General features: G+C 45.7%; 13 protein-coding genes and 1 riboswitch. Of the genes, 10 read left to right on the top strand and 3 right to left on the bottom strand.

Going from position 1 to position 15,386, the window contains the following annotated elements; genetic code table 11:
* Positions 1 to 10: 10 nt before the first annotated feature.
* Positions 11 to 1,909: an excinuclease ABC subunit UvrC gene (gene uvrC, locus ASG89_RS21305; RefSeq protein ID WP_057313093.1), complete on the top strand. Its 1,899-nt coding sequence runs from the start codon at positions 11 to 13 to the stop codon at positions 1,907 to 1,909.
* Here the strand turns inward: uvrC and ASG89_RS21300 are convergent.
* Positions 1,869 to 3,596 carry a CPBP family intramembrane glutamic endopeptidase gene (locus tag ASG89_RS21300; RefSeq protein WP_057313092.1) on the bottom strand — a complete coding sequence of 576 codons (1,728 nt, stop codon included), beginning with the start codon at positions 3,594 to 3,596 and terminating at the stop codon, positions 1,869 to 1,871. The genes uvrC and ASG89_RS21300 overlap by 41 nt on opposite strands.
* Positions 3,597 to 3,719: 123 nt before the next feature.
* Here ASG89_RS21300 and ASG89_RS21295 point away from each other — a divergent pair, with 123 nt between their 5' ends.
* From ASG89_RS21295 to ASG89_RS21285, 3 genes are read left to right on the top strand one after another with little or no spacing between them, the layout of a single operon-like run.
* Complete coding sequence (locus ASG89_RS21295; protein WP_057313091.1) at positions 3,720 to 5,072, top strand: TrkH family potassium uptake protein; 1,353 nt, start codon at positions 3,720 to 3,722, stop codon at positions 5,070 to 5,072.
* A gap of 12 nt (positions 5,073 to 5,084) precedes the next feature.
* The gene (locus ASG89_RS21290; RefSeq protein WP_057313090.1) at positions 5,085 to 5,747 is read left to right on the top strand and encodes a potassium channel family protein; all 663 of its coding nucleotides are present in this window, start codon (positions 5,085 to 5,087) and stop codon (positions 5,745 to 5,747) included.
* A gap of 56 nt (positions 5,748 to 5,803) precedes the next feature.
* Positions 5,804 to 6,568: a response regulator transcription factor gene (locus ASG89_RS21285; protein ID WP_057313089.1), complete on the top strand. Its 765-nt coding sequence runs from the start codon at positions 5,804 to 5,806 to the stop codon at positions 6,566 to 6,568.
* 12 nt (positions 6,569 to 6,580) lie between these two features.
* On the opposite strand, the gene ASG89_RS21280 is transcribed toward ASG89_RS21285, so the two are convergent.
* A complete protein-coding gene (locus ASG89_RS21280; protein WP_057313088.1) occupies positions 6,581 to 7,477 on the bottom strand; it encodes a LysR family transcriptional regulator in 897 nt (298 codons plus the stop codon).
* A gap of 277 nt (positions 7,478 to 7,754) precedes the next feature.
* Here ASG89_RS21280 and ASG89_RS21275 point away from each other — a divergent pair, with 277 nt between their 5' ends.
* From ASG89_RS21275 to sdhB, 3 genes are read left to right on the top strand one after another with little or no spacing between them, the layout of a single operon-like run.
* Positions 7,755 to 8,411 carry a succinate dehydrogenase cytochrome b558 subunit gene (locus ASG89_RS21275; protein WP_157276751.1) on the top strand — a complete coding sequence of 219 codons (657 nt, stop codon included), beginning with the start codon at positions 7,755 to 7,757 and terminating at the stop codon, positions 8,409 to 8,411.
* Between the two features lie 16 nt (positions 8,412 to 8,427).
* Positions 8,428 to 10,191, top strand: a complete 1,764-nt coding sequence (gene sdhA, locus ASG89_RS21270; protein ID WP_057313086.1) for a succinate dehydrogenase flavoprotein subunit — start codon at positions 8,428 to 8,430, stop codon at positions 10,189 to 10,191.
* A 2-nt stretch (positions 10,192 to 10,193) separates the two neighbouring features.
* A complete protein-coding gene (gene sdhB, locus ASG89_RS21265) occupies positions 10,194 to 10,958 on the top strand; it encodes a succinate dehydrogenase iron-sulfur subunit (protein ID WP_057313085.1) in 765 nt (254 codons plus the stop codon).
* Between the two features lie 1,136 nt (positions 10,959 to 12,094).
* On the opposite strand, the gene ASG89_RS36545 is transcribed toward sdhB, so the two are convergent.
* Positions 12,095 to 12,262, bottom strand: coding sequence for a hypothetical protein (locus ASG89_RS36545; protein WP_157276748.1), 168 nt, complete (start codon positions 12,260 to 12,262; stop codon positions 12,095 to 12,097).
* Between the two features lie 160 nt (positions 12,263 to 12,422).
* Positions 12,423 to 12,531, top strand: a riboswitch (guanidine-I (ykkC/yxkD leader).
* A 63-nt stretch (positions 12,532 to 12,594) separates the two neighbouring features.
* On the opposite strand from ASG89_RS36545, the gene ASG89_RS21260 reads away from it, so the two are divergent.
* Genes ASG89_RS21260 through ASG89_RS21250 form a run of 3 tightly spaced genes read left to right on the top strand, consistent with a single transcriptional unit; the run spans position 12,595 to position 15,293 of the window.
* On the top strand, positions 12,595 to 13,614 hold the full coding sequence (locus tag ASG89_RS21260) for an ABC transporter substrate-binding protein (protein WP_057313133.1): 1,020 nt from the start codon (positions 12,595 to 12,597) through the stop codon (positions 13,612 to 13,614).
* A 34-nt stretch (positions 13,615 to 13,648) separates the two neighbouring features.
* Positions 13,649 to 14,467: an ABC transporter permease gene (locus ASG89_RS21255; protein WP_057313084.1), complete on the top strand. Its 819-nt coding sequence runs from the start codon at positions 13,649 to 13,651 to the stop codon at positions 14,465 to 14,467.
* A gap of 1 nt (position 14,468) precedes the next feature.
* Positions 14,469 to 15,293 (top strand): ABC transporter ATP-binding protein, encoded by an 825-nt coding sequence (locus ASG89_RS21250; RefSeq protein WP_082593486.1) that lies wholly within the window; start codon positions 14,469 to 14,471, stop codon positions 15,291 to 15,293.
* Positions 15,294 to 15,386 lie beyond the last annotated feature (93 nt).

Here is a 15,386-nt window from a genome sequence, read left to right as displayed (position 1 = left end):
AGTTATAGGTATGACTGATTTTGAGCAAGAGGACGCAGACGTCCGCGAACAGAGCCTAGAAACGATTAGGCACAAGTTATCTTTACTCCCGGACAAACCGGGCTGTTATATTATGAAGAATCATCAAGGCACCATTATTTATGTAGGTAAGGCCAAAGTATTGAAAAATCGTGTGCGCTCCTATTTCACGGGGAGTCACAGCGCCAAAACGCAAAAGCTAGTCAGCGAAATTCGCGACTTTGAATATATTATCACCTCCTCTAACATGGAGGCACTCATCCTCGAGTGTAATTTGATTAAGCAGCATCATCCTCGGTATAACGTACTTCTCAAGGATGATAAAACATTTCCATATATCAAAATTACACATGAAGAGCAGCCGCGCCTAGAAGTCACGCGGCGGGTGTATAAGGATAAGGGGAAATATTTCGGCCCTTATCCGAATGCTTTCGCGGCGCAGCAGACGAAGAAGCTGCTGGACCGCTTGTATCCCCTGCGCAAGTGCAAGACCATGCCCGATAAAGTATGCCTATACTATCATATGGGGCAATGTCTGGCGCCCTGCGCACTGGAGGTATCCGCTGAAACGAACGAGCGGATGGTGCAAGAGATCAGTCGTTTCCTGAACGGGGGACACGACGTCATTAAAGAAGAGCTGACGACCAAGATGTTGGCGGCAGCGGAAGAACTGAACTTCGAGCGCGCGAAGGAGCTGCGCGATCACATCATGAGCATCGATGCGCTCATGGAGAAGCAGAAGATCACGACAGCCGACGCGCTGGACCGCGATGTGTTCGGCTACGCTGTAGACAAAGGTTGGATGGCGGTGCATATCCAATACATGCGCCAAGGCAAGCTCATCGAACGGCACGTCTCGCTCTTCCCTTACTACGGCGATGAATACAACGATTTCATGACGTATGTCACACAAGTGTACGCGGATAATCCGGCTTTGCCGAAGGAGATCTTCTTGCCTACGATGCCGGAGCCAGAAACTCAGCAAGAGGCACTGGGAGATGGCGTACGGCGCACCGAAGGCGACGAAAAAGAGATTCGTGAAGCCTTGGAAGGCTGGCTCAAGGTGAAGGTGCATATGCCGCAGCGCGGGCTGAAGAAGCAGATGGTTGATATGGCCAGAGACAACGCGGTGAACGCATTGGATGAGAAGTTCCGACTTGTTGAACGGGACGAGCGTCGTACAACGAAGGCTGTCGAGAACCTTGGTGAGTGGCTTGGTATTGGCACGATTCGGCGCATCGAGGCGTTCGATAACTCGAACATCCAAGGGACGAACCCTGTATCGGCCATGGTTGTATTCGTGGATGGGAAGCCGGATCGCAAGGAATACCGTAAATATAAAGTGAAGACGGTCGTTGGACCGGATGATTATGAAACGATGAGGGAAGTCATCAGACGACGCTATGAGCGTGTTCTGAAGGACAATCTCACGATGCCTGATTTGATTGTCGTCGATGGGGGAAAAGGGCAAATCTCCGCTGCGATCGACATTCTTGAGAATGAACTAGGCTTATATATTCCGATTTGCGGACTTGTGAAGGATGCCAAGCACAAAACAGCGCAGCTGATGATCGGCGATCCTGCCGAAATCGTACCGCTGCCGCGGGACAGCCAGGAGTTCTATTTGCTGCAGAGGATCCAAGACGAAGTCCATCGCTTCGCCATCACGTTTCACCGGGAAACGCGGGCTAAGTCGATGGTTGTCTCCCAACTCGATGCCATTCCGGGCATCGGGGAGAAGCGCCGTAAAGCGCTGCTGAAGCATTTTGGCTCTGTGCGCAAAATAAAAGAGGCTGAAGTCACGGACTTCAAGCCTCTGGGTATTGGTGAGAAATTAGCGAGTGAAATTATCAGAGCACTTCAAGGCGAGGCGGCGGCTCCCCAAGAATAGGGGGCTTTCGCCTTTTTCCATGCAGCCAAGCTAGGCCAAGCCCAACCAGTCCAGGGAGTGCTAGATAGAGAATACCAGCGAGTACATCGCTGACATTTCCTAGGGAGAAGAGGGACAATCCCATCAGAATACTATCCATACAAGCGTGTGCGAATATCGCTGTGATGAATCCGTATTTCAGGAACACGTAGCCTAGAATGATACCGATAATGGTAACCTCGATGAGTCGCGTGTACACCGGATAAATCGGATATTGCGTATGACTAGCTGCCCAGATCACACTCGGGAGTAGGATGGCAATGAAATTGTTGCGGAACAGTTTTTTGAAAAGAATGATACCAAGGAATCGGAAGGTAGCCTCCTCCGAAATCGCCGCAACCCACGCCATAAGCGGGAATAATTGAGGCTTGAGCATGTTGAGTACCGAATCGGCAGGGTCATTCACCGACCATACATCGAATTTCACTTCACCTGTGTAAAATAATACCTGCTGGATACCTAGGATGAAGAGTGCGAGCAGATAGCCTCGACCCATTCCGGCGTACACATCTTGGCCGAACTTGTCTTCTTTCCAGGCAGGCCATTTATTTTGACCAATAGAGTTCCACAATCCAATACCGGCAACTAAAGAAAGATAGAGCGATATCCCAAGTAGGACAGTAACGACACTCATAAAAATAATTGTAAACCAAATGGCCTCATTGCTGTTCGTATCCCCACTCATGACGCGGAAAGCTGGATACATATTCACATTGTTCATGATATAAATCACGAAGAAGATCGTAGTTAATAATAAGCCTCTGCTGAATTTGATTAGTTTCCTATATATAATGGCAAAAACAATCGCAGCAAGCGTCATTAACAGGGTGAAGCCCATTGAAATCCAAGTCATGCGTGAAGCGGAATCATCTTGCTGGGTAAGCCAATCCAAGTGAGAATCAGGCAGTCCAAAACTCACATTGAAACCGGTGAGATTCGTTTGATCGAAATGTACTTGAACGTTCAGTTTCGCTTCACCGATGGGTTGAGTACGTTTTTCGTAATGAAGCGTCAACTGCTTTTCAGGAGAAGTATTCCCTGTATCGTCGACTTGGCTGAAATCCTCTGGGTCAAAGCCCATCTGACGAAGCTCCAGCTTCGCTAGTGTGCCTGCTTTGATCGTACTCATTGATGACGATGACTTCGTTTTCGTCATGGCAAGGTTTTCATGCCAGCCGATAATGTTTGAATTCGTGTAATTGACATCGACTTCAAACTGACGTTTGGTAGTGGTATCCTTGACGCTAACTTGATAATAATCAATGGGAAACCGCTCGCCATATTGCTTCGTATAAGCTTCTAGTAAATGTTCCTTTTGAAAGTAACCGCTTCGTTCTTTTTTGGATTGATAGACGACATAAGTTTGTGGATTGTGCAGCTCGTATCGCTGACGAAGGAAGGCTGCCGCACTTTCGGCTGCTTGCTGCTTGCTGATCGAGGGCATGTCTGCTACGGCCGGTTCATCATCACGCAATCCATATAACATTGAAACCCCGAGGTAAAGGAACAATCCAATACAAGCCAAGAGGAGCAGAAAACGATTGAATTTCAGCCTTTGCATAGTCAATTCCTTTCTGAATTCACGATTCACATTCATTTCTTTTACGTTATCATAGTTTAAAAAGAAAGCCAATTTGCTGGTAAACATTCAGAAACAATTATATAATACCTTTTGAATTGCTACTTGATGGAATTTCTACAAATGAACGGGGAACTCTAACGATATAGCCAATGTTATTTAAATTATCTTCTTACATATGCAGGAGGCACGATGAATAAAAAACTGAATATTTGGCAGCTAACACCTCCGCAGATCTTGGTTCTAGGGTTTGCAGTTATCATTTTTATAGGAGCGGGGCTATTGATGCTGCCTTTTGCTTCGGCGACAGGACATTCGGTTGCATTTATTGATGCTTTTTTTACGGCTGGATCCGCTACCTGTGTAACAGGGCTTGTTGTTGTGGATACGGGAAGTGCTTTTTCGACGTTTGGTCAAATTGTAATTGTATCTTTGATCCAAGTTGGCGGGCTTGGCTTTATGACGATGGCAACATTAGTTGCATTTGCTTTTCGTAAAAAAATCACCTTGAAAGAGCGACTTGTCCTGCAAGAGGCCTTGAATCAAGGCAGTATGGAGGGTATTGTTCGATTAATTCGCAAAGTTATCATTTATTCGTTATCCATTGAGGCCGTGGCTGCTGTCATTTTTACCATTCGGTTTTCGTTTGATTTCGGTTTTACGAGAGGGCTGTATTACGGCATCTGGCATGCTGTATCCATGTTTAATAACGCGGGGTTCGATCTGTTCGGCACCGTTGATGCTCCTTTCGTTTCGTTTACCGGTTATGTTGGCGATTTTGTTGTGAATTTCGTAGCGATGATGCTGATCATACTTGGAGGCATAGGCTTCATTGTCATTTCCGATTTGATTGAATTCAAGAGTACGAAGAAGATCTCCTTACATTCGAGAGTCGTTCTAAGCATGAGTGGATTACTTCTTGTTGTTGGAGCACTTGGTATTTTTATATTCGAATTTACAAATATCAGAACCTTAGGATCATTAGATTTTGGGGCGAAAATTTTGTCTTCCTTCTTTCAATCCACAGCAGCGCGTACAGCGGGTCCGAATACGGTGGATATTGGTGCGCTTCGCCAAGCCTCCCAGTTTCTCATTGTAATTCTGATGTTTATCGGTGCTTCTCCCGGATCTACGGGTGGAGGTATAAAAACGACTACATTTACAATTCTGATCAGCGCCATTATTACCATGATTCGTGGAAAAGAAGACATCGTTATTTTTCGCTATCGTTTAGCCAAGGATCGTATTCTTAAAGCAATTACGTTGTCTATGATGGCTTTATTCTTGGTGATCATCGTCACGATGATCTTATCAACGACGGAGGATTCGTCTTTTATCAAAATTTTATTTGAAGTCACGTCCGCTTTTGGGACGGTAGGGTTAACAATGGGATTAACTCCGGAGTTATCTTCCCTAGGGAAAGTACTTATCTGTTTGACGATGTTTGCTGGACGTTTAGGAACGATCACGCTGGCCTATGCTTTACAGCCGAAGCAAGAGAAAGAATTATTTAGATACCCTGAGGGGAAAATTACGATTGGATAGGTGTAAAACAAGATGAAGAAGAAGCAATACGTTGTGGTAGGTTTAGGTAGATTCGGGTCAAGCCTTTCTAGGGAACTTATGAAACTTGGTCATGAAGTTTTGGGGATTGATTTGGACGAGGAAATCGTGAACGACATGAGTGATGAACTAACACACTCTGTTGTCGCGGACGCAACGGATGAAGATGTGCTGAAATCGTTAGGTATTCGAAATTTTGATTGTGCCGTCATCGCCATCGGGGATGATATTCAATCCAGCATTTTGACAGCGATCGTAATGAAAGATTTAGGTGTAAATCAAGTTGTTGCCAAAGCATTATCCGAGCTTCATGGAAAGGTTCTGACGAAATTAGGTGTAGATCGCGTCGTTTATCCAGAACGGGACATGGGGATTCGCGTGGCACATCAATTGGTCACTCCTAATTTATTGGATTATATTGAAATTTCCAAAGATTACACGATTGTAGAGCTATCAGTTCCAAAGCGGTTGTGTGGGTTTTCGATTAGGCAGTTGGATCCGCGAGCTAAGTATGGCTGCAGTGTTGTGGCGATCAATAAGCAGACAGGGGTTATCATTGCGCCGCAAGCAGGTGATGTTGTGAATGAAAATGACATCATGGTCATTATCGGAACCAACAACCAGATCAATGAATTTGAAAGTCAAGTTATCGGCTGATCCGCACACATTACATGTCCTGCAGCAAGGGAATTTCTTATGAAGGTGGACAACGCATGTATAAGGTACTCATGATCGAAGATGATGCGATGATCGGTGACATGGTCACGATGTATTTGAAAGAAGAGGGTTTCCATATCATCCGAGAGGAGAATGGGACGAGTGGGATTGCAGCAATACCGCAATTTCAACCTGATCTGATTCTGTTGGATTGGATGTTGCCAGATATGGACGGGCTAGCGATTTGTCGCCAAGTTCGTGAAACCTCAAGTGTGCCGATCATGATTGTTTCAATGAAGAATAAAATCGTTGAACGTGTCAACGCATTAGGTGCGGGCGCGGATGACTTCATGTGTAAGCCATTCAGTATGCATGAATTGATTGCAAGAGCTCATGCGCTTATTCGCCGCGCTCAGCGGTATCCGTCCCTGAATCAGCTTCCTGCAGCACAGTCGAGACAAGATGAAGAGGAAGATGAGGAGGAAGTGAAACCGGCTAAATCAACAATTCTAGCAACTGTGATGGATAAGCAGGACAAGATTTCATTGAATGCGAACACGCGTTCTATGATTGTGTATGGTGAGATTGTTGAGACAACGTATTCGGAATTCGAAATTATGAGATGTTTTATTAACAACCCAGGTCGCGTGTATAGTCGTGAAGATTTATTGCAAACCGTGCGCGGTTTTGATTCTTTCGTCACTGACAGGGCTATTGATGTACATATCGCAAATCTCCGGAAGAAGATCGAAGACAACCCCAAAGAGCCGAAATGGATTCGGACTGTTTGGGGCGTTGGTTATAAATTTGTACACATGTAAGGAAGTTAGTATCTAGCGGTGTTTGGCAAAATAGTTGATCGCTTGGGCGACGAATTTCATAGATTCCGCATTATCTGCCGAGTGATCGGAGTAGATGAGGGAAGTTGTTCGTTTCGTTTGTTCTAATTCTTGGAGTTCTCTTAGAATTAATTCATTATTCTGAATTAAATCGTCACGTAAATAGGATTTGGGCAATAAAGTTGCCGTCTTGCAGGTAGAGACGAGCCGTATGATCGCTTCGAAGGAATCGATCTCCATCTGAACATTGGGGAATATCGTGAAACGATTGAATAGCTCGTCCATCAGAATGCGATACCACGTACCTTTGGAAAAGAGGATCATCGGCAATTCATTCAAATCCTTCATCGTAATCTCTGCTCGATCGATTAAGGGATGTCCGGATGGAAGCACCAGGCTTAGATGGTCGTCAAACAAAGGCTCGCAGTGTAGACTTGTCGCATTAATTTGGGAGGCGACGATGCCGATATCCACTTTATTGTCTTTTACCAGGGATACAATCTCATGTGTTTTGCCGGTTAGAAGCTTGATATCTGTGAGTGGATAGTCCTGCAAATAATCCGTGATAAGATCAGGCAGCGTAGATTGAAGTGTCGTCAGAGAAGCTCCAATGGTAAGTGTTGACAGGCTACCCGCGGCTTTATAACTATGAAGAGCCTGCTTGAACTTACGTTCAAGATGACGCTTCTCTAAGGCGTGATCATAACAAATTTGCCCCGCTTTGGTTAACTCCAGTCTTTTCCCCTTCCGGATAAATAGCTCCACGCCAAGCTCATCTTCCAGTTTCATAATTTTTCGCGATAGGGCAGGCTGTGAAATGTTTAACAATTGTGACGCTTTATTCAGGCTGACTTGTTCGACTACGATGGCGAATACATCTAAAAGTTCCAAACGTTTCCCTCATTTCTATATGTGAAATAGTTATAAGTAGATATAAAAAAACGGCACTTCCATTATAAGCGCGAAAGAGGTACGATGTACATGTCACAAATTATCTATATTTCGTGGACCTTTGTGTATAATCATTGACTGAATTGGCAAAATAGGCGTGGATGATTATGGGTTGACGCTCGTTTGCGGCGAGAGTACAATGATATGTGGCTTGTTTTTGTCATAACTTGTCGGAAGATAGTTGTGAATGAATATTGTTGAGGGGGGAATAGGTTACATTATGAGTAATTCGTATTACTTTCGAAAGATCCACTCGTTACTAGGTGTCATTCCGGTGGGCTTCTTCCTTATTGAGCATTTGCTCACTAACTATGAAGCAACCAAAGGGCCTGAAGCCTTCCTGGATCAAATTAACTGGTTGAACGACTTACCGTTAAGATTGCTATTGGAAATCGTGGGGATCTGGCTTCCGCTTCTTTACCATGCCGTTTATGGACTTTATGTAGCGTATCAATCACGTAATAACGTATCAAGCTACGGGTATTTCCGCAATACGATGTTTATGTTGCAACGTGTGACAGGGGTGCTTACTTTCTTGTTCATTGCATGGCATCTATTCGAGACTCGCGTTCAGGTTGCGTTAGGCAACGTGGCACATGAAGCTCTCGGCAATACGATGCATGATATTGCAACGAATCCTGTTGTTTTCACGTTGTATCTGGTTGGGATTGTATCCGCAACGTTCCATTTCTGTAATGGCTTGTGGTCATTCCTAGTGAGCTGGGGTATTACAATTGGACCGCGTGCGCAACGCTTTTCGACAATTATTACAATGGGCTTGTTCGTTCTAATGACGGTGATGTTTATTATGTCATTAACTGCGTTTACAGGTACAGAATTTTCAGTTCCAGTAGAAGCGCATACGGGGAAATAAGGGAGGGTGAACAGAAGTGGCTAATTCAAAAATCATCGTCGTCGGCGGAGGCCTTGCGGGACTCATGGCGACAATTAAAGCAGCAGAGGCCGGAGTACATGTACAATTGTTCTCCTTGGTTCCTGTGAAACGTTCCCACTCCGTATGTGCGCAAGGCGGCATTAACGGTGCGGTGAATACGAAGGGTGAAGGTGACTCCACGTGGGAGCACTTTGACGATACAGTTTACGGGGGAGATTTCTTAGCGAATCAACCTCCTGTTAAAGCATTATGCGACGCGGCTCCAGGAATCATTCACTTGATGGACCGTATGGGTGTTATGTTTAACCGTACACCAGAAGGTTTGCTTGATTTCCGTCGTTTCGGTGGTACCAAATATCACCGTACAGCTTTCGCGGGTGCAACAACCGGTCAACAATTGCTGTACGCACTCGACGAGCAAGTTCGTCGTTGGGAAACAGCGGGACTCGTAACGAAATTCGAGCACTGGGAATTCCTTGGTTCGGTTATTGATGACGAAGGTGTATGCCGTGGTATCGCAGCACAAGATTTGCGCAGCATGGAAATTCAAACGTTCCCATCTGATGCGGTTATCTTGGCAACAGGCGGTCCTGGTATCATTTTCGGCAAAACAACGAATTCCGTTATTAACACAGGTACAGCAGCAAGTGCAGTTTACCAACAAGGTGTTAAGTATGCGAATGGTGAAATGATTCAAATTCACCCAACGGCGATTCCGGGAGACGACAAGCTGCGCTTGATGTCCGAATCAGCACGTGGTGAGGGCGGACGTATTTGGACTTACAAAGACGGTAAGCCTTGGTACTTCCTTGAAGAGAAATATCCTGCCTACGGTAACCTTGTTCCTCGTGATATTGCAACACGTGAGATCTTCTCCGTGTGTATTGATCAGAAGCTTGGTATTAATGGTGAGAACATGGTTTACTTGGATCTTTCTCATAAGGACCCGAAAGAGCTTGATATTAAGCTCGGCGGTATTATGGAAATTTACGAGAAGTTCATGGGCGACGACCCGCGTAAAATTCCAATGAAGATTTTCCCAGCGGTTCATTATTCCATGGGCGGCATGTGGGTTGACTATAACATGATGACGAACATTCCAGGCCTATTCGCTGCAGGTGAGTGTGAGTATCAGCATCACGGTGCAAACCGTTTGGGTGCGAACTCTCTCGTTTCCGCGATCTATGACGGCATGGTTTCCGGTCCGAAAGCGGTTGAGTATATTCGCGGCTTATCCAAGCATGCGGACGATACGTCCTCCATCATTTATGATCGTGAGAAGAAGCGTCATACAGATCGTTATGAAAGCTTGCTCAAAATGAACAACGGTACGGAGAATGCGTACGTGCTTCATAAAGAGCTTGGCGACATGATGAATGCGAATATGACGGTTGTTCGTTACAACGATCGTTTGAATGAAACGATTGGCAAGATCAAAGATTTGAAAGAGCGTTACAACAACATTAACATCACAGATACGGCTCGTTGGAACAACCAAGGGGTTGCGTTCACACGTCAACTCTGGAACATGTTCGAGCTTGCTGAAGCGATGACGGTTGGTGCCTTGATGCGTGATGAGAGTCGTGGTGCGCACTACAAACCAGAATTCCCTGAGCGTGATGATGACAACTTCATGAAAACGACAATCGCTGATTGGACACCAGATGGTCCTAAGATTTCGTATGATGAAATTGATGTATCGTTGATTAAACCTCGTAAACGTGACTACTCCACGGAGAAGAAAAAGGAGGGATCCTGATCATGGCAGAGACACTAAGCGCAACGAAAACCGTTAAGTTTATCGTGACTCGTCAAGAGAGTCCGGATTCCAAACCGTATACAGAGGAGTTTGAAATTCCTTACCGCGCGAATATGAACGTGATCAGCGGTTTGATGGAAGTTCAGCGTAACCCTAAGAACGCGAATGGCGACAAAACTACACCAGTCTGTTGGGAATCCAACTGTTTGGAAGAAGTATGTGGCGCTTGTTCCATGGTTATCAATGGTAAGCCGCGTCAAGCTTGTTCCGCGCTTGTAGATAAGCTAGAGCAACCGATTCGTGTAGCACCAATGAGCACATTCCCCGTTATGCGTGACCTTGTAATCGACCGTGGACGCATGTTCAACGCGCTCAAAAAGGTTAAAGCATGGGTTCCAATCGACGGAACGTACGATCTTGGTCCTGGACCGCGTATGGCTGAATCGAAGCGTCAATGGGCATATGAATTGTCCAAATGTATGACATGCGGCGTGTGCTTGGAAGCTTGTCCGAACGTAAATGACAAAAACTCGTTTATCGGGCCTTCTGCACTTTCCCAAGTTCGTCTATTCAATGCTCACCCAACGGGTGAGATGAACAAAGACGAGCGTTTGGATACGCTGATGACAGACGGCGGTATTGAAGGCTGCGGTAACTCGCAGAACTGCGTACGCTCCTGTCCGAAGGGTATTCCGCTTACGACGTCAATCGCAGCTTTGAATGCGGACACGACGAAGCACTTGTTCAAGAAATGGTTAGGCGTGTAAGCAACGCTGAAATGAAGTCCGTCCTCCCAGTTATGGGAGTGACGGGCTTTTTTGTTGTGGCGGTGGGAGCTGGGTGGCGAGGGAACGGGTTGGGGGTAAGTTTGTTGAGTTGTTAGTGATGTTTTTCATCACTAAAGACGTTGGAATCGGGTTGGGGGGTAAGTTTGTTGAGCTGTTAGTGATGTTTTTCATCACTAAAGACGTCGGAATCGGGTTGGGGGCTAGTTTGTTGAGTTGTTAGTGATGTTTTTCATCACTAAAGACGTTGGAATCGGGTTGGGGGTAAGTTTGTTGAGTTGTTAGTGATGTTTTTCATCACTAAAGACGTCGGGATTGGGCTGGGGGTAAGTTTGTTGGGCTGTTAGTGATGTTTTTCATCACTAAAGACGTCGGGAATGGGTTGGGGGTAAGTTTGCTGAGTTGTTAGTGATGTTTTTCATCACTAAAGACGTCGGGATCGGGTTGGGGGTAAGTTTGTTGAGTTGTTAGTGGTAATTATTTTCATGATGTGGGTCNTGTTAGTGATGTTTTTCATCACTAAAGACGTCGGGATTGGGCTGGGGGTAAGTTTGTTGGGCTGTTAGTGATGTTTTTCATCACTAAAGACGTCGGGAATGGGTTGGTGGTAAGTTTGCTGAGTTGTTAGTGATGTTTTTCATCACTAAAGACGTCGGGATCGGGTTGGGGGTAAGTTTGTTGAGTTGTTAGTGATGTTTTTCATCACTAAAGACGTTGGAATCGGGCTGGGGGTTAGTTTTTTGAGTTGTTAGTGATGTTTTTCATCACTAAAGACGTTGGAAACGGGTTGGGGGTAAGTTTGTTGAGTTGTTAGTGATGTTTTTCATCACTAAAGACGTCGGGATTGGGCTGGGGGTAAGTTTGTTGGGCTGTTAGTGATGTTGTTAGTGATGTTTTTCATCACTAAAGACGTCGGGATTGGGCTGGGGGTAAGTTTGTTGGGCTGTTAGTGATGTTTTTCATCACTAAAGACGTCGGGATCGGGTTGGGGGTTAGTTTGTTGAGTTGTTAGTGATGTTTTTCATCACTAAAGACGTCAGGAACGGGCTAGGGTTGTTCTTTGGAATCAATATACACGCGAGGTCTTAGGAGGCGTGGATTCTCACTTGCTCCTCTTGCTAGCCACGAATAAGCCAATTGCTGCGCAGATTATAGTCAGAGGTTAACGGGCTGCGGTGGTGGATCGGATGCATCAAGTTCATGTATACTTCATTGGGTATGGTCGCCGAGCTTGGTTCAATATGCTTCTTATCTAACATGTGAATGTGGAAAAGAATGGCGTACATCGCGACACCTCCGCTTTCCGCTTAATCATGTGTTATATAATATTACATAATCAGCCGTTTTGACATCAAGATAAATATTTGTGTTAAGTATATTGACATGAACGAATAATCTAAGTATGATATAGACAAAAGTAAGACAACGAAGAAACAACCGCATAGCAAACTTGTTTTCTAGGGTTCCGCGATAAAATGAAGTCTATCGGTCAGGTCCAAGAGGAGACACACGATGAGTTACATCGTGCACACGGAGGGATAAAAGCCCGGGAGGATATCAGGATATGATATCATTCCGGGCTTTTTCCTTATCATTTTATACAGAGAGGGAGTTCGGGATGAGACAAAAATCAATTTTTCTGATGTTGGCGCTATTATTAACTTGTACAGTAATCAGTGGGTGTGGGAGTAAAGAGGCAAGTACGAAAGCAGGAGGCAGCGATGAGCCGATCAAATTGGCGCTTAGTCCATGGCCGGGCTGGTTCGTGTGGTACCTCGTGAAGGAGAAGGGCTTTTTTGAGAAAAATGGCGTGAACGTGGATCTGGTCTATTTCCCTGTATACAGTGACTCCTTATCCGCACTCGCTTCAGGTAAAGTGGATGCAAATAGTCAGACGTTGAGCGATACGCTAGCTCCAGCAAGCAAAGGCATTAAGTTGAAAGCTGTGCTGGTGAATGATAATTCCAATGGCGGCGACGGTGTTGTCGTGAAGCCAAGCATTAATTCTTTGAAAGATTTGAAAGGTAAGAAAGTCGCGACGGAGCTTGGAACGGTTGATCATCTTCTGATGCTGACGGCGCTAGAGAAAGCAGGATTAGCAGAGAAGGATGTTTCTTATACGAATATGACAGTCAACGATGCAGGGCCAGCGTTCATAGCGGGTAATCTGGATGCAGCGGTACTCTGGGAGCCATTCTTAAGTAAAGCCATTCAAGAGGGGAAAGGGAAGCTGCTTTTCTCATCCAAGGATACACCAGGATTGATTCCTGACTTGCTCGTATTTAAAGAAGAAATTACGAAGAATCGTCCAGACGATGTGAAGAAAATCATTAACGCTTGGTTCGACGCATTGGACTACTGGAAAGCGAACCCGGAAGAATCTTTGAAAATTATGGCCAAAGCGGCAGAGACGCCGATCGATGAGTACAAAGCTGGCGTAGACAGCGTGAAGATTTTCCAACTGGAGGATAACATCAAAGCTTTCGCTAAAGCGGATTCCTACGAGTCCCTAGCATTTACTTCTGCTAAGACATCCGAGTTCTTAAAAGGCTTAGATATGTTAAGTACAATTCCGAAAGTGGAAACTTTCTTGGATGGCCATTTTGTAGAGGAAGTCCTGAAGGAACGTAAGAAATAAATAAAGCGATAAAGGCTGAACAGGAGGGCTGCAGATGGAAACGCTGGTGAAAAATAGACGCAAGTCCACATTGTTTGCCATACGAGGTGAGATTAGCCGTAAATCATATTTGTCAGGTGTCGTACTTATCATTGCGATGATATTGCTGTTCTGGAGCGTGATGAGTTATGGCAATTTGGTAAATCGAACATTCCTTCCAACACCGGATCAGGTGCTCCGGCAGTTTGGGATTCAACTACAGAACCCCGTGTTCTGGCAAAATGTTTGGATAAGTATTTTCCGAGTTGGCGGTGGATTCTTGCTCGCTTGTATCATCGGGATACCCCTTGGGATTCTCGCGGGTACATATAAGTTTGCAGAAGCGATCCTAGTACCTCCTACTGAGTTCATTCGGTATATGCCTGCGACAGCGTTCATTCCCTTGATTATGGTGTGGGCGGGGATTGGCGAATGGGCGAAGGTCCTCGTCATCTTCCTGGGCTGTTTCTTCCAATTGATGCTGATGGTAGCAGACAATACACGGTCGGTCTCCAATGATCTCCTGCAAACTTCATATACACTTGGTGCGAAACGCTGGCAAGTCATCGAGAAGGTGCTCATTCCTGCACTGCTTCCAGATTTGATGAATACATTGCGCTTAATCATTGGATGGGCATGGACATATCTGGTTGTAGCTGAGCTGGTTGCGGCTAGCAGTGGTCTTGGATTTTCGATCATGAAGGCGCAGCGTTTCTTGAATACGGATCAAATTTTTGTAGGTATTATTGCGATTGGATTGCTAGGTTTACTGACGGATCGCACATTTGCTTATTGTCATAAGCGATTTTTCCCATGGTTGGAAGGAGGGCGTTAAGATGGAAGCATTGAACTTAGATTACAACAACGTGCCTTCAGAGGGGACTATTGCTGCTGCTGGTGTGCGAAAAATAGATGGTGTCGACGTTACGAAGGTGTACAGCACGAAGAAGTCGCAATTCGTAGCTTTGGATCGTGTGTCCTTTCACGTTGATTCGCATGAGTTTGTCAGTTTTGTCGGGCCATCAGGCTGCGGGAAGTCTTCCTTATTACGGATAATTGCTGGATTAGAACCCTTGACGCTGGGGGAACTGAGTATCAACGGGCATGAGATTGAAGGTCCTGGTGCTGATAGAGGCATGGTCTTCCAGAGCTATACATTGTTCCCTTGGCTATCCGTGAGAGAGAATATTGAGTTCGGATTGACGTTGAAGGGTGTTCCTTTGTTCGAAAAGAGAGCGATATCCGATCACTTCATGGAGTTAGTCGGGTTGAATAAGTTCGCGAAATCATTGCCGAAGGAGCTTTCAGGCGGGATGAAGCAGCGGGTCGCGATCGCGCGAGCTTTAGCGAATAATCCGGATGTGCTGCTGATGGATGAACCGTTCGGCGCGTTGGATCCGCAAACCAAAAATGCGATGCAGGAGCTGCTGCTGCGCATTTGGGAGAAGGAGAAGACGACCGTTGTGTTCATCACGCACGATATCGAGGAAGCGATCTTCCTATCGCAGCGGGTCTATGTGATGCAGGCGCATCCAGGAACGATCCGCAGTGAAATTGTTATACCGCGCGGGCTGCGGCACGTGGAGGATGTAAAAGATTCGGAAGCTTTCGTGAAGCTGAAGAAACAAATAATTTCGTTGATTGGGCATCACGACGAGTAAGCTCATTGGGGGCACCCTGGCAGAGTGATCTGCTTGTGGTGCCTTTTGTCTTTGGATGGTTGGGGAGGCAATTAAGCAGGCGTAGGTGGTTCC

This window comes from Paenibacillus sp. Soil766, from assembly GCF_001428105.1.
GTDB lineage: Bacteria > Bacillota > Bacilli > Paenibacillales > NBRC-103111 > Paenibacillus_E.
This window is presented reverse-complemented; position numbering and strand designations above follow the sequence as displayed.

Bases quoted from the DNA above. Each gene is read 5' to 3' on its own strand.
- uvrC (WP_057313093.1), top strand. From the start codon at position 11: ATGACTGATTTTGAGCAAGAGGACGCAGACGTCCGCGAACAGAGCCTA.
- ASG89_RS21300 (WP_057313092.1), bottom strand. From the start codon at position 3,596: ATGTTTACCAGCAAATTGGCTTTCTTTTTAAACTATGATAACGTAAAA.
- ASG89_RS21295 (WP_057313091.1), top strand. From the start codon at position 3,720: ATGAATAAAAAACTGAATATTTGGCAGCTAACACCTCCGCAGATCTTG.
- ASG89_RS21290 (WP_057313090.1), top strand. From the start codon at position 5,085: ATGAAGAAGAAGCAATACGTTGTGGTAGGTTTAGGTAGATTCGGGTCA.
- ASG89_RS21285 (WP_057313089.1), top strand. From the start codon at position 5,804: ATGTATAAGGTACTCATGATCGAAGATGATGCGATGATCGGTGACATG.
- sdhB (WP_057313085.1), top strand. From the start codon at position 10,194: ATGGCAGAGACACTAAGCGCAACGAAAACCGTTAAGTTTATCGTGACT.
- ASG89_RS36545 (WP_157276748.1), bottom strand. From the start codon at position 12,262: ATGTACGCCATTCTTTTCCACATTCACATGTTAGATAAGAAGCATATT.
- ASG89_RS21260 (WP_057313133.1), top strand. From the start codon at position 12,595: ATGAGACAAAAATCAATTTTTCTGATGTTGGCGCTATTATTAACTTGT.
- ASG89_RS21255 (WP_057313084.1), top strand. From the start codon at position 13,649: ATGGAAACGCTGGTGAAAAATAGACGCAAGTCCACATTGTTTGCCATA.
- ASG89_RS21250 (WP_082593486.1), top strand. From the start codon at position 14,469: ATGGAAGCATTGAACTTAGATTACAACAACGTGCCTTCAGAGGGGACT.